At 63.3% G+C, this 20,128-nt stretch carries 14 protein-coding genes and 1 pseudogene; 9 read left to right on the plus strand and 6 right to left on the minus strand.

Features of this window, described 5'->3' with window-relative positions:
• Nucleotides 1-16 precede the first annotated feature (16 nt).
• The 3 genes and pseudogenes from sbcD to HUK73_RS15870 all read left to right on the plus strand — a co-directional run.
• Complete coding sequence (gene sbcD / locus HUK73_RS15860) at nt 17-724, plus strand: exonuclease subunit SbcD (protein WP_255326381.1); 708 nt, start codon at nt 17-19, stop codon at nt 722-724.
• Between the two features lie 65 nt (nt 725-789).
• Complete coding sequence (locus HUK73_RS15865; protein ID WP_218036619.1) at nt 790-2,538, plus strand: DUF262 domain-containing protein; 1,749 nt, start codon at nt 790-792, stop codon at nt 2,536-2,538.
• Between the two features lie 550 nt (nt 2,539-3,088).
• Nucleotides 3,089-3,451: pseudogene (locus HUK73_RS15870) on the plus strand (transposase); the annotation flags it as partial.
• 222 nt (nt 3,452-3,673) lie between these two features.
• Here HUK73_RS15870 and HUK73_RS15875 read toward each other — a convergent pair.
• From HUK73_RS15875 to HUK73_RS15895, 5 genes are all read right to left on the minus strand, one after another.
• Nucleotides 3,674-4,594, minus strand: coding sequence for an ArdC family protein (locus tag HUK73_RS15875; RefSeq protein ID WP_176593025.1), 921 nt, complete (start codon nt 4,592-4,594; stop codon nt 3,674-3,676).
• A gap of 90 nt (nt 4,595-4,684) precedes the next feature.
• Nucleotides 4,685-6,697 (minus strand): ParB/RepB/Spo0J family partition protein, encoded by a 2,013-nt coding sequence (locus HUK73_RS15880; protein WP_176593026.1) that lies wholly within the window; start codon nt 6,695-6,697, stop codon nt 4,685-4,687.
• A gap of 111 nt (nt 6,698-6,808) precedes the next feature.
• Nucleotides 6,809-11,002, minus strand: a complete 4,194-nt coding sequence (locus HUK73_RS15885) for a strawberry notch-like NTP hydrolase domain-containing protein (RefSeq protein ID WP_176593027.1) — start codon at nt 11,000-11,002, stop codon at nt 6,809-6,811.
• 66 nt (nt 11,003-11,068) lie between these two features.
• Nucleotides 11,069-11,935, minus strand: a complete 867-nt coding sequence (locus tag HUK73_RS15890) for a toprim domain-containing protein (protein ID WP_176593028.1) — start codon at nt 11,933-11,935, stop codon at nt 11,069-11,071.
• A gap of 63 nt (nt 11,936-11,998) precedes the next feature.
• Nucleotides 11,999-12,325, minus strand: coding sequence for a single-stranded DNA-binding protein (locus HUK73_RS15895; RefSeq protein WP_030092610.1), 327 nt, complete (start codon nt 12,323-12,325; stop codon nt 11,999-12,001).
• A gap of 664 nt (nt 12,326-12,989) precedes the next feature.
• Between HUK73_RS15895 and HUK73_RS15900 the strand changes: the two genes are divergently transcribed.
• The 5 genes from HUK73_RS15900 to HUK73_RS15920 all read left to right on the plus strand — a co-directional run bounded on the left by HUK73_RS15900 (nt 12,990) and on the right by HUK73_RS15920 (nt 17,579).
• Nucleotides 12,990-14,066, plus strand: a complete 1,077-nt coding sequence (locus HUK73_RS15900) for a replication initiation protein (protein ID WP_176593073.1) — start codon at nt 12,990-12,992, stop codon at nt 14,064-14,066.
• A gap of 194 nt (nt 14,067-14,260) precedes the next feature.
• Nucleotides 14,261-15,463 (plus strand): AAA family ATPase, encoded by a 1,203-nt coding sequence (locus HUK73_RS15905; protein ID WP_176593029.1) that lies wholly within the window; start codon nt 14,261-14,263, stop codon nt 15,461-15,463.
• 47 nt (nt 15,464-15,510) lie between these two features.
• Nucleotides 15,511-16,524, plus strand: coding sequence for a ParB/RepB/Spo0J family partition protein (locus HUK73_RS15910; RefSeq protein WP_176593074.1), 1,014 nt, complete (start codon nt 15,511-15,513; stop codon nt 16,522-16,524).
• Between the two features lie 119 nt (nt 16,525-16,643).
• Nucleotides 16,644-16,994, plus strand: a complete 351-nt coding sequence (locus HUK73_RS15915) for an antitoxin Xre/MbcA/ParS toxin-binding domain-containing protein (RefSeq protein ID WP_176593030.1) — start codon at nt 16,644-16,646, stop codon at nt 16,992-16,994.
• A 66-nt stretch (nt 16,995-17,060) separates the two neighbouring features.
• On the plus strand, nt 17,061-17,579 hold the full coding sequence (locus HUK73_RS15920; RefSeq protein WP_176593031.1) for an RES family NAD+ phosphorylase: 519 nt from the start codon (nt 17,061-17,063) through the stop codon (nt 17,577-17,579).
• A gap of 2 nt (nt 17,580-17,581) precedes the next feature.
• On the opposite strand, the gene HUK73_RS15925 is transcribed toward HUK73_RS15920, so the two are convergent.
• Nucleotides 17,582-18,685: a hypothetical protein gene (locus HUK73_RS15925; RefSeq protein WP_369805532.1), complete on the minus strand. Its 1,104-nt coding sequence runs from the start codon at nt 18,683-18,685 to the stop codon at nt 17,582-17,584.
• 232 nt (nt 18,686-18,917) lie between these two features.
• Here HUK73_RS15925 and HUK73_RS15930 point away from each other — a divergent pair, with 232 nt between their 5' ends.
• On the plus strand, nt 18,918-20,123 hold the full coding sequence (locus tag HUK73_RS15930) for a tyrosine-type recombinase/integrase (protein ID WP_255326386.1): 1,206 nt from the start codon (nt 18,918-18,920) through the stop codon (nt 20,121-20,123).
• The last annotated feature ends 5 nt before the right edge of the window (nt 20,124-20,128 follow it).

The following is a 20,128-nucleotide window of genomic DNA, read 5'->3' on the forward strand; positions in this document are numbered from 1 at the left end:
CCGCAAAGCTTAAGCCATGACCGAATCAAGACCCGCCTTCCGACTGATCCATAGTTCTGACTGGTATATTGGGCATGAGCTGTTCAGCCATGAACGAAAGGCGGAGCATGAAGCGTTTCTGTCCTGGCTCCTCGACCGCCTCGTCTCCGAAAAGGCGGATCTGCTGCTCGTCACGGGCGACATATACGACGTCGCGAACCCTCCAGTGTCAGCGATGGCACACCTTTATGCGTTCCTTCGGGCCGCGACGACGCGCTGCCCCAATTTGCAGATCGTCGTCGTCGGCGGGAACCACGACAGCGCAGCAAGAATTAATCTGCCCGCCGCACTCCTCGGTCCTGAACGAATCCACCTTATCGGCTCTCTCCCCCGTGTGAACGGCATACCCGATTTCGAGAGGATGCTGGTCCCACTCAAGGACCGGACGGGCACGATGGTGGCGTGGTTAGCAGCGGTGCCCTACTGCCGGCCGGGTGACATGGGGTCCGGCGGGCTTCCAGAATTATATGAGAATGTTCTGACTGTCGGGGCCGAACGTGCGAACGGGCTTCCGCTGATCGTGACCGGGCACCTCCACGTAGCGGAAGGGGATGTCTCCGAACATTCAGAGCGTCGGATCGGCGTGATCAGCCACGTCGAGGAAATCAAAGAACGGATACCTGTGAAGATCGAGGTGACGCCCGTCGCCCGAGGCCGCAGCGAACTATCGGTGATTAGCGGTTAGGGTAACCCGAATTAAGTCCCGCACACTCCAATGCATTCCCGTGTGACGGGACGGCAGGGAAATGGTTGAAAATCCGCGATTTCAAACTTAGTGGCAGCGCCTTGAACGCCCCTCGCCAAACAGAAATTTCCAAGGAAGGTATTCGCTCAATGCAGCTTAACCCGCAACATGTGACAATCGATGAATTGCTCAGCGGAAGGCTGTTCAGGATACCGGATTATCAACGCGCATATTCATGGCAAACCAAGCAGCGTGCCGACCTATTCAATGATATTGAAGAAGTCGCGCAGTCCGGCTTTGACCATTTCATGGCAACGGTGGTGGGCCTTGGACGCGAATCCTGCAACATCGGGTCTAAACGGTATAAAGTCGTTGATCTGGTTGACGGGCAGCAGCGTATCACCACCATCGTTATTCTTCTAAAGGCGATCGAGCAAGCCCTGGATAATGAACATACCGAGCGCGATAAGCGCGATTTGGGCGAATTGCTTGTTAAGGATGACGAACATTCTGTTGTCCTACTACAGACCAATCACGACAGCAGCGACGTGTTTCTTCAGTATGTGCGGACAGGCCGCGCTGCGGACACGAAAGCTCCGACCGCATCAGATCAGAACGTCATAGACGCTATCGCAGAGTGCAAGGCTTTCGTCGCGAACTGGGCAGAAAGTCGCCCGCTGGTCGATCTCCTTTCGACCATTAGGAACAAGCTTTCTCTGATCTACCATGAAATCGCCGATGAAGCTGTAGTGTACCGGGTCTTCGAGGTTCTCAATAGCCGTGGACTCGACGTTAAGTGGTTAGACAAAACAAAAAGCCGACTCATGGCTCTGATCTACGAACACGTGCCTGATAGCGTGCGTCAGGAAGGCTTGCATGAGATGCATACCATCTGGAAAGACGTCTATCGCACGTTAGGGTTGGACGTACGTCTCGGGGATGAAGCGCTTGCCTTCGCTGGCACATGGAGGCTTCCTACGACGCCGCGGCGGGTGCTCAGCGAAGAAGACGCATCAATCGAAATCGCCAACGCCGCGGGCAACGCCATTCGTACGATCATGGACGCAGCTCGATGGCTGCGCCGTGTTGTCAACAAGGTTGTCTCATTGGACAATGACCAGCGCCGCTCGGCCGTCGCCCGCGTTCGGCAGGCCCGTTTCGTCGCCGTCGCTATCCTCTTGCGTGGCTTCGAGGAAGAAACCGAACGAGATCTTCTCGCAGCTTGGGAACGCGTGACTTTCCGGATATACACGCTGGGCGGTGCAGACACGAGAAAGCGTGTCGGGGAATATGTCGAGCTTGGATATGAGATCATCAACGCCACCCTTGAGCCCGCTGCGATTAAACAGCGACTGTTAGATATCGGCCATGGTTATTCGATCGATGAGGTGATCGAAGAAGACGGCAGCACCTGGGAAGAGTGGTATGGTGGCTGGTCAGCCGAAGTGCGCTACCTGCTATTCCGCTATGAGGAGCACTTAGCCAGGGAGAAGGGCGAGCATATCGATCCTCTGGCGTGGGAGAAGATCTGGGCAACTGATCCTGCAAAATCGATTGAGCACATAACGCCGCGGAGTAGTAAGGAGCCGTGGGTGCATCACCTCGGCAATCTTACCATGCTTCCCCCGAGAACGAATTCGAAACTCAGCGACAAGCCCCCTGCCGAGAAGGCTGGCACCTATGTTGAAGGAGGCGTTAAGGCGACAGCGGCAGTGGGCCGTGCGCTTTTGCAGGGCATAGTGTGGGATGAAGAAGCTGCGAAGCGCAGAGCTGCTGATATTGAGAAATTCGTTCGCGTTGAGTGGGGCGAGTAAACAGCTGGAGTGATGTCGGCGTTCGCTGTGGATGCGCCGACAGCGATGTCAGGAGTCGCGGGCTCGGCTACTCAGAACGGTTTCGGGAGGCCGACAGATTGTTGCCTCCCGAAGCGCCTGAGGCCAGAGTTCATTATCCGTGGCTCGCCACGATCATCGTGAACGCCCTGATCGTTGGGCAGACCGCGCCAGCTGAAGGTCGATGCAGAGACAACCTCCTTCTCTGGCTCGGCCTTCTGTTGGATCGGCAGGCGGGCTGACGCTGATCGCTCTACAACGGCTTTCTTCGTAGTTGATCGGTAAGCGGGTGTTTCGAGAATCACCGGGTGCCTGGATCAACTGCCATGAGACGACGATGCATTTCGGCGCCATGAACCGAACGGCTCAGACGCCATTCCAGGTTCCACGTCCCAACCGCGAAGCTCGCTTTACGTTCCGTCAAGTGTAAGCGCTGTTTCCCACCCACTGAACTGATGGGGTGGATGCCCCCTTCGCCCGGCATCGTATGATGCCAGACCGGCGCGACATTGCGCTGGAGAAGGAGGAGCAGATGACCGACGTCCACATTCTCGCGATCGATCTCGCAAAGCGTAGTTTTCAGGTTTGTGCGACCGCGCCGGGAGGGGCGGTTCTGCTCAACCGGGTAGTCTCGCGCGCGAAGCTCGAGACGGTTTTGCGCGATCAGGCGCCCTGCATTGTGGCAATGGAAGCATGTGCCACGAGCCACTTCTGGGGGCGGTTCGCGCAAAGCCTGGGTCACGAGGTGCGTCTCATCCCGCCCATCTACGTGAAGCCGTTTGTCAAACGACAGAAGAACGATGCGGCGGACGCAGCTGCGATTGCCGAAGCCGCCCTGAGGCCGAACCTGCATTACGTGGCAGTCAAGAGTGCGGAGCATCAGGCGCGGGCCGTACAGGCGGGTCACTTCTCGATGGAAATCCCGGGTCACTTCTCAGCGGCAATCAACACGTCGCGTCTTCGGCGCCGATTTCGACTGGTATCGCCGCCCGGCCAAGGCCGCCACTGTCGGAAGCAGACATCTAGCGTTTGCCGACTGCCCCTGAAAGACGGCAGGCTGTGGTCATTGGATCCGCCATCGCGACGATCACATAAACAGGCAACACTATCGACCAGCTCAAGCGGCCGCCTGCTCATCCAGATCCTCACCGGCAAGACCCGTCACGCGGAGCAAGTAGCCCGCGGCCTCCTCTGCCCGCGCCGCCGCCGTGAGCAGGGCACGATTATCCCTGCGCAGGATCTCAAGCCAGGAACCGATATGGGCCGCATGATCGTCGAGATGGGTGGTTGGGAGACCCACATCGGCGCCAACCAGCGCTGCCGTCAGTTCGGCGACCAACTCCTCGAATGCATATGCCTGATCACCGAAGCGCTTGCCGAAGGATCGGGCAAGCCGGTCTGGATGACCCGTCCAGTGACCGGCCTCGTGCGCGAGCGTGGCCGCCCATGCAGCACGCGTGTCGAACTGCTCGACGGGCGGCATCGTGACGCGGTCTGCGCGCAGGTCGTAATAGGCGCGATCGCCTCCGGTCCGCAGCCGCGCCGGCAGACGATCGACGAAGCGTTGTGCCCGTGGATCGAGCCGGTCGCCCGGTGGGACGAGCGATAACGGTTCTGGATAGAAATCCGACGGCAGCGCGTCGATCTGGTCTGCATTGAAGACCGCATAGGATCGCATCACCCGGCGATGCTCATCAACCCGCTCGCCAGGGCGTTCGCTGGAATCGACCTTCTTCGAATAGGCCTTGTAGAAGATCGCAAATTGCGCCTGCTCACCGGCACGGACCTGCCCGCCAAGGATCTGCGCCTGGCGGTAGGTCATCCAATGGCGTGACCGATAGCCGCATTGCTCGGCGGCCAGCCACAGCCAAAAGGTATTCATGCCACGATAAGGCTCGCCATTGGCCCGCAGCGGACGTCCCTGCGCCGCACACGAACGCCAGGGCCGCACCCAAGGTCGCACACCGGCCTCAAGCCGGTCGATGATTGCGCACGTGATGGTCTCGGCCGGCGAGGGCCGGCCCGATGATTGAGTCATGATGGATACTCCGCGAAAGAGCGGCGGCCAAGTCCGCCGATGAAGGACGGCGGGCGACGCAAAAGCGCCGCCCGCCGTTAGTCGCTGGCCTCAAGCCGCCTGGTCGAGGTCGTCAGCATCGCCATCGGGAGCGATCTCCCCTCCCCCGCCGTTGCAATCATCCTCATCGCTGAGGAAGGCGGAATAGCTGCGGAAGCTTTCGGGCTTTTCGATCCCGCCGAACCGCATCTCGTCGGGCAGCCAGGAGAGCGCCTTTTCCCGGACTTCGGCCTCGACGATGCCCTGCCCCGAACAGAGCGCAGCGCAGGCATTGGCAAGGTCACCCTTCTTGGCGTCCTTGTATCGGCCGCGCAGCACCGGCCCGCCGATCTCGTCGAGCGCTTCGAGCATGACCTCCTTCTTCACCCGCCCAAAGAAGTTCTGGGCATCAGGCCGCCACCATTGCGCGACATCAATGTCGAGCAGCCGTCCGAGATGATCGTGGAAGCCGTTGCGGCGCCCGCCATCGTCGACGTTGAGTGTCGGTTCCAGCGTCTGCGCCATGACATGAGCGAGCCAATCGGCGCGCGCCTGTTCATCCAGTTGCCGGAAGGCATCGAAGCGGGACGACAGCGTGTTCCCGCCTGCCCAGCTCACATCGAGCGCCTGGCGCTGTTCGGTCAGGACATTGCTCGCCGCGCTACCTTCATCGCGGAAGCTGACAATCGGGAAGCTCGCGGCGGTCGCCTGCAGCGTCGAGTGGTCCCGGACATAGCTGCTGGCGAACACCGTCCGGTGCGCCATCAGGAATATCGTGAGATCGAGCGCTAACCCGGCATCCGAGGCGACATGGGCCGCCAGGATCTGCCGGCGCTGGGTCGCGAGTTCGTCAACCAGCGTCGCGCTGAGCCGGGAGACCGCAACCTTGCCGGACGGTGCTTCGGGTTCTGCGTCTGCGCCCGCCTGACGAATGGCGCGCTCGCTAAACATGCGGCTGTGCACCCGCGGACTGCCATCGGGCGCCAAATAGATGAAGGTGCCCAGCTGGTCTTTGATCGCATCGTCGACCATCGTGCGCGACGCCTCGATCGTATCGAGTTCCCGCTCTATGTCGGCGAGCCGCGCCGAAGCCGCCTCGGCCTCGGGCGTATCGTCCTCAAGTTCGGTTTCCAGCTCTCGGATGAGCGCATCGCCCTCATCGGAGAGACTGTCGACGCGCTCCTGCTCGTCCTCGCTCAATTCGCGCAGCGGCGGATGATATTCGTGGAGCTGACACTCCATATCATAGGGCACATGCGTCGCGAGAACCGGCGTCACGAACGCCAGCTTCTGTTCGGCAGCTAGCGCTGCCGCTGCCGCTTCAAGCTTCTGGGCGGCCAGTTGCTCGATGAGCTCCACGTCGATCCAGCTCTCGTCCACATCTTCACCGAACAGGTCACGCTCGATCCGGCCGCCCGCGCCGACATAGGCGTCGCGGCCAATGAACCGCGCCTTGGCGTCGGTCGCCTTGGCCGTCCCGTTGAGGAGCGCACGGCGGATATTGTCGGGATTGTCGCCATAATAGGACCGGCTCATGCTCTCGAACACGCGTGCCTGGCGATCGACGTCGGGCGTGACGGCATAAGCCTGGGCGACCCCCAGCGTGATCTCGCCCGCCGCCAGCGCCGCGAAGACGAGAGGAGCCAGTTCGGCAAGCCGGACCCGCTGCTCGACGAAGCGGGTCGTGACCCCGAAGCGTTTCGCCACATCCTCGGCGCTCGCGCCCCGGTCGAGGAAGTGCTTGAAGGCCGAGCATTCATCTGCCGGGTTCATCGCGACGCGGTGGAAATTCTCGGCAAGGCTCGCTTCGGCCGATCCGGCATCATCCTCGAGCACCAGCACCTGAACCTCATGGTCCCCGGCAAGCCGACCTGAATCGATCAGGCGCTGGAGCGCCCGCAAACGGCGGCCACCCGCCTTGACGGTGAAATGTCCTGCCTTCTTGAGCGGCGTGACCACGAGATTCTGCAACAGGCCATGCGCGGCTATATTGTCGGCCAGGCTGTCGAGGTCGGCATCGCGATTGGATTTGCGGACATTGTCCTTCGAGAGCGAGAGGTTCTTGACCTTCACGGACTGGATCATCGGTTGTCTCCTTCGAGGGTTGCGCCGACCTCGTCGGCCGGCTTGAGCCACTCAGGCCCACCCGGCCGAAGGCCCCCTCCCCTCTCTTCGGTCGCTTGGCGCGGCCGCGGGTCAGTCCGTGATCCTGGCGAGGATCTCGAGGGCGCGGCTCGGGGGAACGAACAGCCGCGTGCGGTGCTGGATGATCTCAGTGAAGCAGCCCGCCGCCTTGAGATGCGGCAGCGCCTCGGGCTTCCAGTCGAGCAATTCGAGGCGTTGATCGCCGGCGACCAAGGCGCGCTTCAGCCGCAGCGCTCCGATCGGCATGATCTCGCCCGAGGTGCGGACGTGCTCGACCCGCGCGCCGAGGTCGATCTCGACATGGGCCGCGATGCCGAACGCGCCCGCGATGCGTTCCACAAGCGGCGCCGGAATAAGACGCCCGAGAAGCGACTGGCCGTCATCGCTCGTCAGCCGCCAGACCTGGACATGATCGTCGGGCAGCTTGCCCCACACCGGGAGCAGCAGGCCGGTGACCAGATAGATGATCTGCGTGCGGGTCTGCGCCGCCATCGCGTCGCATTCGGCCTGCCAGGCTTCGTCGAAACTCGCGCGGTCCACGTCGGTCCAATGGGTTTCGGCGAAGAGGTCCTGCCGGTGCCGTTCGGTGCGCGTCGGCCGCACCAGTTCGTAGCGGCGCACGGTCCGCCCCTCTTCGTCCGTCAGCGAGAAGGTCGGCCGGCAAATCGCTGCCTTGCCGGAACGCGGGTTGATCAACCCGCGCGCTTCCGGGTCGGCCAGAAGCCAATGCGCTCGTTCCAGGGTCAGCGGCCGATATCGTTCCTCGGTTTCGATACGCAGGATCTCGGTTTCGGCCCCGCTCACGGGATCGCGCCGGATCACCGTGCGGTCGAGGATCGAAATTCGGTCGGCCGCGATCGTTTCGACGCCAAGATCGAGGGTGCCAGCCTCGCGGGCCTTTTCCACCCGTGCTTCGATCAAGCCCAGATATTCGTCGAAGATCGCGTTCTGCAGGTCGATGCGCAGCGCTAGGATGCGGTTCAACCACCGCTGGATCGTGGGCAAGGTCTCAGTGAGCCCCCCACCCTCCCCGGCCAGGTTCAAACCGGTGAGCGACTGGAATTGATCAAAGCGCACCGATTGGAGCTTTCCCTGGAACAGTAGGCGAAACCACTGGTCGAGCGATTCCCGCGCGAAGTCGGACTCCAGATTGTCGCGGGGGTCGAAAAGTCCCTGCCCGCCGGTCTGGCGTTGGCCGCGGGTCAGCGCGCCCAGACTGTCGAGGCGCCGGGCGATGGTCGAGATGAACCGCCGTTCGCCGCGGCAATCGGTGGAAACGGGCCGAAACAGGGGTGGGCAGGCTTGGTGGGTGCGGTGCGTGCGGCCCAGCCCCTGGATCGCCGCGTCCGCGCGCCAACCGGGCTCGAGCAGATAGTGGATGCGGCGGCTCTGATTGGGCGCGTCGAGGCTGGCGTGGTAGCTCCGCCCCGTGCCGCCGGCGTCGGAGAAGATCAGGATGCGCTTTTCGCCGCGCATGAAGATGTCGGTCTCCGCGAGGTTCGTGCGCGCGCTGCGCCGTTCGATCCGCTGACGGCCGTCGGCATCGACGATGATCCGCCGGCTGCGACCCGTCACCTCGGCCACTGCCTCCGTCCCGAAATGCCCGATGATGTGATCGAGCGCCGAGCCGACCACCGGCAGCGCACAAAGTTGCTCGAGGAGCTGGTCGCGCATGGCGATCGTTTCCCGGCACAGCACCGGCTGCCCGGCTTCGTCGATCATCGGTTCCGAGCGCACCGTGCCGCTATCGTCGGTATAGGTGCGCATCTGGCGCACCGGAAAGGCGGCCGTCAGATAGTCGACCAGGAATTCGCGCGGGGACAGCTCGATATCGAGCCAGGCCCGCTCCTCGGGGGACAGGTCGGCAAGGGCACGATCGAGCATCGCTTCCGAGGTCGACACGAGCTGGACGACGGCGCAGTCGCCGCGCGCGAGATCGGCGGCGATTGCCGGGATCAGCGACGGCAGCTTCATCGACAGCAGGATCTGGCCGAAGAAGCGTTGCTTGGTCGATTCGAAGATCGACAATGCCGCGGCCTTCGCGCCGCTATTATAGGTGGCACCGCTGAAGCCGTCGGTGACGCGCGTGGCGGCGAGCGCGGCCTGCAGATTGTTGTGAATGATCGCCCAGGCATCGGCATAGGCATTGTAGACGTCGATCTGTTCTTCGCTGAGCCGATGCTCGAGGATGTCATATTCGACGCCGGCAAAGCTGAGCGCCCGCGCGGCATAGAGGCCCTGCGCCTTGAGGTCGCGGGCGATCAACTCCATCGCAGCGATGCCGCCGCGGCGAAGCGATTCCACGAAGGCCCGCCGGTCGGCGAAGGCCGTCTGCGGTCCCCACAATCCGAGGCGTGTCGCATAAGCGAGGTTGTTGACGTCCGAGGCGCCCGTCGCCGAGGCGTAGAGAATCCGGGCGCGCGGAGCGAGATTTTGCAGGCGGACGCCGGCGATGCCCTGCTCGGACCCTTTCGTGGCGCCGAACCGGCCCTCGCCGCCGGCCACCCCGGCCATTTCATGCGCCTCGTCGAAGACGATGACGCCGCTGAAATCCTCGCCCATCCATTCGATCAGCTGGCGCAGCCGCGTGCCTTTGTCGCCGCGGTTGGAGCGCAGGGTGGCATAGGTCAGGAAAAGGATCCCATCGCCCAACTGGATCGGGGTGCCGAGCTTCCACTGGTTGAGATGCTGGATGTCGAGCGGCAAGCCGCCAAGCGCCGACCAGTCGCGGCGAGCGTCTTCGATCAGCGTCTCGCTCTTGGATATCCAAAGGTGGCGGCGGTTGCCGCGCAACCACTGGTCGAGGATGACGCCCGCCACCTGCCGCCCCTTGCCGGCGCCCGTGCCATCGCCAAGGAAAAAGCCGGTCCGATAGGCGTTACCGGCCTCTGCCGGCGACAGCGAAAGACCCTCCTCGCTAGATATGAACCGGCCGGGAAGATCGCGCTCGAACGCCGCGCCAGCGTAGATCAGCGTTTCGAGCTGCGCGTCCGAGAGCAGGCCGTCGTCCAGGATCCTGGCCGGCAGCACGGGTTCATAAGCGACCGGAGGTGCGGCAATCGATCCCATTGCCTGCGATTCGACCAGCGCGCTTGGGTGCTCGCGGGCATCGGCAATCAGCAGACGGCTCGGCCGATAGGGCAGGTAAATCCCTTGCGGTTCGCCCGCGGGCGCCGGCGCGTCGAGACGGTGATAAGCGACCGCGCGGGTCGTGGGCAGGGTCACACGCGAGCTTACGGGGCGGGTCCGCCGCGTGAGGCCCCGGAACAATCCGCTGGGGCGGGAGATCGGCTGCGGCTGCGGCGCGCATGGGGTCGCCATCGCATCGATGACCGCAAGCGCAGCGCCGAGCGTCGTGCAGGTCTGGCGCGGGACCGAGCCCCCTGCCCCGCCCTTTTCGAGGAGTATGAGCTGGACTGCCTGGCCGGTGCCGTGCTTGGCATAGGCATTGGGCGGCAGGTCGAGATGCAGCCGGGCATGCGCGCCCGCGGTGGCGTGCAGCCAATCCTCGTCCCCAGTCTCGATGCGGTCGGGGAGAATAACGGCGCAGCGCCCGCCTGGAGCAAGCCGCAACAGCGCGGAGCGCAAGTGGCGAAGCGCGGCATGGCGATCGCGCGCCCGCCCCTGGCTTCGCGAGAAGGGCGGATTGATGAGCACGACGCTCGGCACCAGTTGTGGATCGAGCATATCGTCGATCAGTTCGCCATCATGCGTGCTCAGCCTGCCTTCGGGAAAGGCGTGACGCAGCAAACGCGCGCGCCAAGCATTGATCTCATTGAGAAGGAGGCGCGCGCCGGCGAGATGGGCGTCTACGGCAAGGAGGCCCGTCCCGGCCGAGGGCTCGAGCACGATATCGTGTGCCGTGATCGCGGCGGCCTTGGCGGCAAGGAAACCGATCGGCGCCGGTGTCGAGAACTGCTGGAACGCGATCTGCGTTTCGCTACGCACGCTTTGCGTGGGAAGCGCCGCCGTCATGGCGATCAGCTGGGCGAGCCGCGCATTCGCATCTGCCGGGAGCGTCGCGTTCTTCAGATGGAGGACCTGCGCGAGTTCGAGCACATCGTAAGCGTCGCGCAATGACCATAAGCCATCGGCGCTCGATCCACCGAAGGCCGAGGCCATTTCGGCAAGGAGGTCGTTACGTGCAACCGGACGGCCTTCGGACAGCCGGTCGGCTATGCCTTGAGCAGCGATACGGGCGGGATCATCGAGCAGCAGCGTGAGCGCGAGGGGTTGTGTGGCCATGGGGCATCTCCAGGTCTGACACCTGGCATCAGCGCCAGGTCATCAGTCTGAAGGCCCCCTCCCCTCTCAGGCCGCCTCGGCGGCCTGGCGGACACGCCAAGCATCATTCCAGTCCGCATGCCGTTCCGGCAGCTGAAGCACCAGTTCGCGTCCATTGGCTGTGAGATGCGGGCGGGCTTTTTTGAGCATGGCGGCAGCGGCGGCACCGCGATCGCCATAGACGATGATACGCTTGACCCGTTCGGGGATGGCGACGAGCCCAAGGCGTTCGACCCCGCCCAGCGCCCAGGTCGGCGTTCCGAACCAGGCCATTGCTGAAAGGGCGTCCTCGATGCCTTCGGCAAGGCCAAGCTCCTCGTCGGCCGGCGCCAGACGCATGGCCGCGTCGCCGAGAAGGCCAAGGGCAATCTTCGGTTTTGGCAAGGGTTTGTGCAGGATGTCGGCGAGATCGAGGCAGGTCCGCTGGACGGCGACAACCCCCAGATCATTCTCGACCGCGGCGATCATCGCCGGAAAGAACCGGCGACGCTCACCGGCACCGACGATGGTGCGCGGATTGTAGCGCAGGCAACGCGGATAGGGAGGCGGCAGACCGCGCGCCGCCAGATAATCGGCCGCTGGAGAGTCGGCGATGGGCTGGCTCGCCTTCCATAGGCGAAGTGCAAGTGCGCGATGGTCCGCGGCCGCCTTCGGGCGCGGCATGGTGAGCGGCTCCGCATCGTGAAGTTTGCGCCGGCGCAAAGCAGCTAGAACATCGCGCGTGTCGCAGCCGGCAAAGCAGTGGAACAGGATCGCCCGCTCGCCCAGGCGTACCGACAGGCTGGGACCATGATCGTCATGTGCCGGGCAACGGCATTCGCCGCGCGTACCGCGCCAGATCCCACCCAGGGCTTCGACAATGGCTTTGGCGCGATGGGGAGCAGCTATGGGCATTGACTAATCCTCGCAAAGTGGCGGAGCGCCGCTGCTGATTGCGCCCTCCCCTCCCCGGTATTTTCAGCCCGGCATGCCTTTGGGTGCCAGGATCCCGAATTCCTCGACGATGCGATCGGTTGTGTAGTGCGTCGCGCCGTCGCGCTCATAGGAACTGTCCTTGAGCCGCCCGGCTATGCGCACGAGATCCCCGACTTGGGCTCGGTCGGCAATATGTTTCCGCTGGCCCTCGCTGAAGACGCTCACGCGGTTCCAGTGACTGTCTTCCTGCCATTCGTTATCGTCACCCTTGCGGCGATAATTCGCGCAGACCGACAGCAGGGTGACTTTCGGCCGCGCGTCGATTTCTCCGATCCGGCCGATGATCTCGAACTTGGCGAAGTTGATCATGCACTCTCCATGCGCAACGTCATTTGGCTGGCAGCCTATCGTGGGCGGTCGACTTCGCGTATCCCTCCAGACGGGGGGATTGAACGATTGCATCAGGCGCGACGCGGATCTCTTTCTCAAAAAAAAGAATCAAAACGCCGCTGCTCGCAGCGGAAGCTTTTCCGATTCAAAAGGATTCAGATTCAGGAGGCCGAAATCGCAGCATTTCTGCGGGTTTGAGCAAGCTTATCCTGACCGGACGGGGGATTTTGCCTGTCCTTCCGGGGGCGTTTCCCTGACCGGCCGGGGGATGCAACCTGACCGGTTGGGGCCTTCCTGACCGCATGGGGGCCAGCCTTACTTGGGAGCGATTCGTCCGCCACGCCGCTCGTCAGGGACTTTCTTTGGCCTACGTGCGGCCGTTTGCATGCGTAAGGGCGCCTTGAAACGCGACTCGGCGCACTTCCTCATGTTTTACCGTTACGGGGCTAAATTCTATCCTGACCTCTTGGGGGCCGAAACCGCCGTTTATCCTGCCCTGACTTGACGCAAGAGGACAGGTCAGGCAGATTTCTTCCCACGCCGGACGAATCGGTGCAGACTTCATGGCATGGATGACGAGCAAGCCCTAGACCACGCTGTAACGCCCTCCCCCGCCGGTGATGATGCTTCTCCGGGGCGGGCGATGCGGGTGGCTGCCGCCCTGCAGGCAAAGGGCGGTGACGAGTTCGCCAAGCCCGGCAGCATCGTCGAGGTCAAGTTCGTCAAAGGCCAGTCGCTTAGCCTGACCGCTTCGCGTTTGCTTGCGCTGATGATTTTGACTGCGGGCGGTGATGCCTGGGAGGACCGCCCGCACAAGATGCGAAAGGCGGACATTCGCCGCGGCCACAAGGGCAATGAGCGTATCTCGGATATGCTCGAGGAATTGCACCGCACGCTTTTCGCGGTCGACGACAAGTCCTGGCGCGGCAAGAAGGCGACGCTGCGTTTTTCGCTTATCTCGTCGTCGCGCGAAGAAGCGGAAGACGAGGAGGGCGCGGACGCGGGGTGGATAGAGTGGGAGTTCACGCCCGAGGCCCGAAAACTGATCCAGGAATCGGAGACCTATGCGGTTCTCAACCGCCAGGCGGTGTTGGGCTTTCGTTCGACCTATGCGCTCAAGCTCTACGAGATCGGCGCACTAAGGCTGCATCGGCGCCAGTCGAGCTGGAAGGGCGACATGACCGCGTTGCGCGCGCTGCTCGGCATCGCACCGGACGTCTACAAGGACTTCGCGCAGCTGCGGCGCAAGGTTCTCGAAAAGGCCAAGGCTGAAATCGACCAGCTCGCTCATTTTTGCGTGGAGTGGCGGGAGAACCGCCAGGGCCGAACCGTCACCGAGATTGAATTCCGCTTTGAGCCCAAGGATGCGCCTGCGCAGATAGCAACCGTCGATGAGATCGCGCGACATTCGGCAGGGAGGAAGGCGAGGCGCGAAGACGAGGTCGAGACCATTGAGGCCGTTACACAAGCGGCCGCCTTGGTGTCGAAGGATAAGGCCGGGGCAGGGGAGTTGACCTTTCCGAACGGCACGATCCGCTTTGGCTCGGACATGCTGGCGGGGATCGCGCGGTCCGTCGGCGGCGGTTGGGATATTGACCTCATTGCCGATGCCTATCGGGAACAGATGGGGGAAAGGCTGGCGAAGCTGAAAGGTGCCAAGTTGATCGCCTCATGGACCGGCTTTTGCGAGAGTTTCCTGGCACGACGCGGGCGCCCTTGAGCCGAAATTGCACCGGTGCAATTTCGCGGTAAACGCCCCCAAGAGGTCAGGTTACAGTTGCGCGCAAGGGCCGGAAGCGCCAATTGCGGTCAAATCAGCCCGACGGCTCAGAATGACTTGCGAAAATCAGCCTATGATTGACCTAAAAGTGCAAATTGAGCTATGCCCCCTCTAGTTTCGCAAGGGGGCCTCTGTTGGCTGCATCACTCAACATCGAGGGCACGCAGGATCTGCTGTCCGTCTCAACGCTCGCACAACGGACCAGCTCTGTCCTCGAGCGGCTTCGCGACTCTGCGCGGAGTGCTCGGGCGGACGAGCGGCGTGAGCCGACCTTTCCAATCGGCAAAGCTGCAGAACTGGTGGGCCGAACCGCGGCGGCCATTCGCGAAGCAGAGAAGGACGGCCGCTTGCCGCCGCCGCCGCGCACCGAAAATAACCGGCGTGTCGGCTATACCCTGGCGCAGCTCAACGACATGCGGGGATTGTTTGGCACCCGGCCCTGGCGGGCTGCAACGGACCCCTGCTGCGTTATCGCGGTGCAGAACTTCAAGGGCGGAGTGGGGAAATCGACCCTGTCGGTGCACTTGGCCCAGTATCTCGCGATCAAGGGCTACCGGGTAGCTCTCATAGATTGCGATAGCCAGGCATCGGCAACGACCCTGTTTGGCTATGTTCCCGACCTCGACCTGACCGAGGAGGACACGCTCTATCCGTTTCTGCGGCATGATGACATGGCGTCGCTCGACTATGCCTTGCGCAAGACTCACTTTGACGGCCTCGAGCTTGTCCCGGCCAATCTCCGGTTGTTCCAGTCGGAATATGAAATCGCGGCGCGTATGGCGCGGGGGCAGGGGAACCTGATCGACCGCATGGCGCAAGGCATTGCGAGCATTGCCGATCGGTTTGATGTTGTCGTTCTCGATCCGCCGCCGGCGCTTGGTGCGATCTCGCTTTCGGTGCTGCGTGCGGCCAATGCGCTCGTCGTGCCGGTGCCGCCGACGGTGATGGACTTTTCATCGACCGCGGCTTTCCTCGCTATGCTCGACGAAACCATCGAGACCCTGGCGGATCGCGGCATGGCCCCGACACTCCAGTTTCTGCGCTTCGTCGCCTCCAAGGTCGACGAGAACAAGTCGATGCAGAAGGAACTGCTCAACCTGATGCGGACCCTTTTTGGCCACGCGATCGTGCGCACGCCCCTCAAGGATTCGGCGGAAATCGACAATGCGACGGCGCGGCTGATGACCGTTTATGAGCTGGATGGCCCGGTCACCAGTTCGGCGGTGCGCAACCGCTGCCTCGCCTATCTCGACGGCGTGAACAGTGAAATCGAGGTCGACATCCGGTCGATGTGGCCCAGCCATCTGGCGCGCTTGCGCAAGGAGGGCCTCGCCTGATGCGAGCAAAATTGCACCGGTGCAATTCCGGGTAGAAGAGGTGTATGATGAGCAAGAAAAACGCCAACTTTGCGGCTGATCTGGTCGCCGGAATCGACCCGGGGGCTCAAGCTCCAGCGGCCCGACGCTCCGGCATCGGTGCGAGCGTCCTGGCGGGCCGGGAAAGCCGGCTTGCCGAATTGGCGACGGGCAGTGTCGTCTCACGCACCCATGAACTCGTTGATCCGGCACGCTGCCGGATGTGGGTCGGCCATAACCGCGAATATGCGCTGCTTAACGAGGAGCGGTGCGCCGATCTCATCGAGAGCATCAAGGCGCAGGGCAAACAGGAAATGCCCGCCATCGTCCGGCGGGTGAAGGACGATCCTGCCTTCGATTTCGAGGTGATTTGCGGCGCGCGCAGGCATTGGACGATCAGCTGGCTGCGCGCCCATAACTATCCGGATTTCCGCTTCCTCGTCGATATCCGTAGTTTGACGGACGAGGAGGCGTTCCGGCTTGCGGACCTCGAGAACCGGGCGCGCGATGATCTTACCGACCTGGAGCGGGCGCGCGACTATTTGCGCGCCCTCGACGCCTATTATGAGGGGCGCCAGAAGGTCATGGCCGAGCGAATCAATGTGACGGAAAGCTGGCTTAGCCGCTATCTCGACCTTGCTCGGCTGCCGGCAGAACTGATGGCGGCCTTCGCCGTCCCGCAGGATCTGAGGATCAAGCATGTCACGGCGATCAAACCGCTTCTGAAACCAGAGGATCGGCGTCAGCGTGTATTTACTGAGGCGACGCGGCTCGCGGAGGCGCAGGCCAATCGCGGGGTGCCGATGCCGGTTCCGGACGTCATCCGGGCGCTCGCTTTGGCCGCCGATCCCCCCAAGAGGTCAGGTTCCCCCAAGAAGTCAGGAAAGCCCGAAACGATCATGTCCGAAGGGGGAAAACCACTGCTGAAAGTTGAGGCGGTGGATCGCAAGGGTCTCAAACTGACGTTGCTCCCGCATGCTGGCGGCACGCGAGTTGAAGCTGAGGCCGCGTTGAAAGTGCTCCTGGATCGGCATTGGGCCTGATTTTCTTCGGCGTGCTGAAACTGTGAGCTCGGCCGCGGAAGCGTGGTGATCTGCACAGGCCGATTGATTCATTGAAACGATATGGATTTGGGTGCATATAAGAGGCAAGGAGTGCACTCATGCTTGCCGCATTTTTGGACGATATTCGTGAGGGGGACATGATCGCGCCGCGCCGCATGGCGGAACGCCTGCGCCTACCGATGACGCGTCTATCGCGACTTGCGCACCTCAATCGCAACACCATGACCACACATCCCGGCAGCCCGGCTGTGCAGGCCAAGCTGGGGGAAATTGCCCGGATCATCGCGCGCGCCGCCGATCTGGCCGGGGATGAAGGCAAGGCGATAATCTGGTTCAAGCATCAGCCGCTTCCTGGATTTGGCAAGACGGCCGAGGAATTGGTCGAGGATGGGCATGCCGACATCGTGATCGAGGATCTCGATCGCATGGCTGCTGGTGTCTATTCCTGACATGGCTCAGCCTGGTTCACAGAATTGACCGTGCCCATGTCTCTTTCCCGCCGGTAGAGCGGTGCCATGACCTATGTGCTTGCGCCAATGTCACTTCCGCTCTGGCGGATGATCGGGATCCGCCATCAGTTTAGTCCGACGTCGGGGGAGGGCGCGCGACTATATGGCGGTCGCTGGAATCGAAAGGGCGTTCCGGCGCTCTACCTGGCTGCAGATGCGGTCACCGCGGTGGCGGAATATTATCAGGGACTGCCGAAACCCGGAACGCTTGTTCCTTATTATCTCGACGCCGCAGCTATCGCGGATCTCACTAACAGTACGGCGGAGCCTTGCGACACGCGGGTCGGGGAGGCCCTGGAAACAAACTGGAAAGCCATGGCGTTTTTTGATCGCCAGACACCGCCGAGCTGGGTGCTGACGGACGAACTGATTGCGGCGGGTGCGCAAGGTGCGTTGGTGCCCTCGGTCCAGAATCTGGGCGGGCGGAACCTGGTGCTGTGGCACTGGCATGAGAAGGATATGCAAGGGGAGGGTGCCGCGCTGACGGTCCTTGATCCTGACGATGCCTTGAGGCCTCCCCGTTAGGATTAGCCCGAACGATGCTCCAGCAGCCGGTCGATATCGGCCATCGCCGCATCAAATTCGGCCAGCGCCTGGTCGGGGCGGGCGGAAGCCTGGCCTAGGCCTGCTGACCCCGAAATTGCCCGTGGTTCTTCGGCGACCAGCAGCACCTTGCCCTTGATGCTCTCGCGCCGGGCGAGGCCCGCTGCGGTCAGGGCGTCGCCGATCGCATAGGTGCCGCGCCGACTGACCCCGAACGCCGAGCTTATCTGATCGAGTCCGAGCGGCGCGAACGCAGTGAGGAATTTCCACACCTGCGGTGCTCGGGCGCTCGAGCGCAGGTGCCCCAGCTGCCCGCCCACAATCGCCGCGCGCCTCCGCGCCTGGTCGACCAGCGCACAAATCCGCGTAATGCTAAGATGTAGGCTGCGGACGGCCAGCAGTGCGCGTTCGCCGGGCCACAGCTGCGGCTGAAGCGCCTCAGCCGTCACGGCGCCGGGGCAGGGGAGGGCGTGGACCCACGTCCCGCTCGCGCTCAACACGCGCCCCAGCGCCGCATCGACGGCCCAGAGCGGGGTACGTGGGGCTGCCTGCTCGACCGCGACCTCGCGCCCGCCGAGCGAAAAGCGCCGCACCGCGCGCTCCACCGGCGCGAACAGGGGATCGGCACGCAGCAGGGCGTTGAGACGGGCCAGACCAGCGAAGGGCAGGGCGGAATCGTCGTTCATGCTGGCCTGTTTGGTCAGGTCGGCGGCCTTTGCCAGCGCCTCGTCCCCCAGCGCGTCTTCGGCATGGGCTGGACGGTCGGCCCCGAAGCGAGCGGCCAGAGCGATGGTCTGCGCGGCGTCGGCGAGCGGTTCCCACGGATGATGGCTGAGTTCGCCCAGCAGGGCGCGGACCACGGCATAGGCGGAGCAGCAAGTGAGGGGCGTCTCTTGGGGGCCGCGGTCGAGCCCGGCGAACCATGCGTGGAAACGCAAGGTCGCGTCGGTGAACCCCGCTTGTGCCAGGGCCGCGAGCAGCACCTCGCGCAGCAGTCCTACGCAGAACAGCCGTTTTTCGATATCGGTGAGGCCGGCGAGGAGCCCGTCGAGCCGGCCGAGCGCCAGCGCGCATGCGGCCTGTGCCACGGCAAGCTCCTCGGGCGAAACATCCGCATCGGCGGCGAGGGGATGAATGCACTCCATGTCGAGTGTGTAGTGAATGCTAGAACACTGCACAACTGCTCGGATGGTTGGTAACGGAACATGTGATAATTGCAGTTATCACAGAAGCAGATTTGACGATTGTCTATAGGTGCGCTACAGGCGGGCCATGGACGCGAGCGGGGTAGGCGGGCGCGAAAGCCACAAAAACGGCGGTATGGCCGGACCCGGCAGTGCGATCGTCGCACTGCCGGCTGCAACTATGCCGGAGATCGCCTGGACCGTGACCCAGATGCGGGCAGGGAAACGCATCACCGTCAACGAGGAGCTCATCGCGGCCTTCCAGGCCGCCAGCTCGCCGCACTCAATCCGCGCGCTGAAGTCGGACCTCGAGGCGTTCGATCTCTGGTGCCGGCGTACCAACCGGATCGCGCTCCCCGCAACCCCCGAGGTCGTCGCCGACTATCTCGACGCGCGGGCGGGGCAGGGAGCGAAGCCCGCCTCGCTCGGCCGCTACAGGGCATCGATCGCCAAAATCCACCAGTTGCTCGACCTCAAGGACCCGACCCAGGCCGAGCTGGTCAAGCTGCGGTTACGTGCAGTCCGCCGCGAGAAGGGGACGGCGCAGGCCCAGGCGCGGCCGCTGCGCTTCAAGGGGCCGGTGCGCGATGTCGCAGTCGACGCGCCGCGCGGGCTCAATGTGCGCGCATTGCTCGAGGCCTGCGCTGACGATCTGCCGGGGCTGCGCGATCGCGCTCTGCTCTCGGTCGCCTACGATACCGGACTCCGGGCGTCCGAGCTGGTGGCCATCGCGGTCGAGCATATCCTTGATGCCATCGATCCCGAGGCGCGGCTGCTCGCGATCCCACGAAGTAAGGGCGATCAGGACGGGGAGGGGGCAACCGCGTTTTTGTCACCTCGCTCGGTGCGCGCCATTGCTGCTTGGCAGAAGGCTGCGGGGATCGTGGTAGGTCCGCTGTTCCGGAGGGTGCAGGTGCGGCGCTACAAGGCTCGCGCCGCTGTGAAACCGCGCCGGATCGAGACGATTTCGGGGCGCGAGGCCTGGGATCTTCGCAAGCTCATGGGCCGACCCGCGGTTCCCGCGCGGGTAGAATACGATGTGGGCGAGGGGGCACTCCATCCCGGCTCGATCGGTCCGATCTGGCGGACAATCATCCAGCGGGCGTTCGATCGCGGGGCGCTCGGCGACTTGACCGCCGATGATCTGGTGCGGCTGCTCAAGGGAATCAGCGCGCATTCGACGCGGGTGGGATTGAACCAGGACCTGTTTGTAAGCGGCGAGGACCTTGCCGGCATCATGGATGCGTTGCGCTGGAAAAGTCCGCGCATGCCGCTTGCATACAATCGCAATCTCGCCGCGGAGGCTGGGGCGGTCGGTCGCCTTACCAAGCGGCTCGAATGACTGTC

Source organism: Sphingobium sp. EM0848 (assembly GCF_013375555.1).
Lineage (GTDB): Bacteria > Pseudomonadota > Alphaproteobacteria > Sphingomonadales > Sphingomonadaceae > Sphingobium.

Coding starts and splice junctions, on each gene's coding strand:
- sbcD (WP_255326381.1), top strand. CDS start 17: ATGACCGAATCAAGACCCGCCTTCCGACTGATCCATAGTTCTGACTGG.
- HUK73_RS15875 (WP_176593025.1), bottom strand. CDS start 4,594: ATGACTCAATCATCGGGCCGGCCCTCGCCGGCCGAGACCATCACGTGC.
- HUK73_RS15880 (WP_176593026.1), bottom strand. CDS start 6,697: ATGATCCAGTCCGTGAAGGTCAAGAACCTCTCGCTCTCGAAGGACAAT.
- HUK73_RS15885 (WP_176593027.1), bottom strand. CDS start 11,002: ATGGCCACACAACCCCTCGCGCTCACGCTGCTGCTCGATGATCCCGCC.
- HUK73_RS15890 (WP_176593028.1), bottom strand. CDS start 11,935: ATGCCCATAGCTGCTCCCCATCGCGCCAAAGCCATTGTCGAAGCCCTG.
- HUK73_RS15895 (WP_030092610.1), bottom strand. CDS start 12,325: ATGATCAACTTCGCCAAGTTCGAGATCATCGGCCGGATCGGAGAAATC.
- HUK73_RS15900 (WP_176593073.1), top strand. CDS start 12,990: ATGCGGGTGGCTGCCGCCCTGCAGGCAAAGGGCGGTGACGAGTTCGCC.
- HUK73_RS15910 (WP_176593074.1), top strand. CDS start 15,511: ATGAGCAAGAAAAACGCCAACTTTGCGGCTGATCTGGTCGCCGGAATC.
- HUK73_RS15915 (WP_176593030.1), top strand. CDS start 16,644: ATGCTTGCCGCATTTTTGGACGATATTCGTGAGGGGGACATGATCGCG.
- HUK73_RS15920 (WP_176593031.1), top strand. CDS start 17,061: ATGACCTATGTGCTTGCGCCAATGTCACTTCCGCTCTGGCGGATGATC.
- HUK73_RS15930 (WP_255326386.1), top strand. CDS start 18,918: ATGGCCGGACCCGGCAGTGCGATCGTCGCACTGCCGGCTGCAACTATG.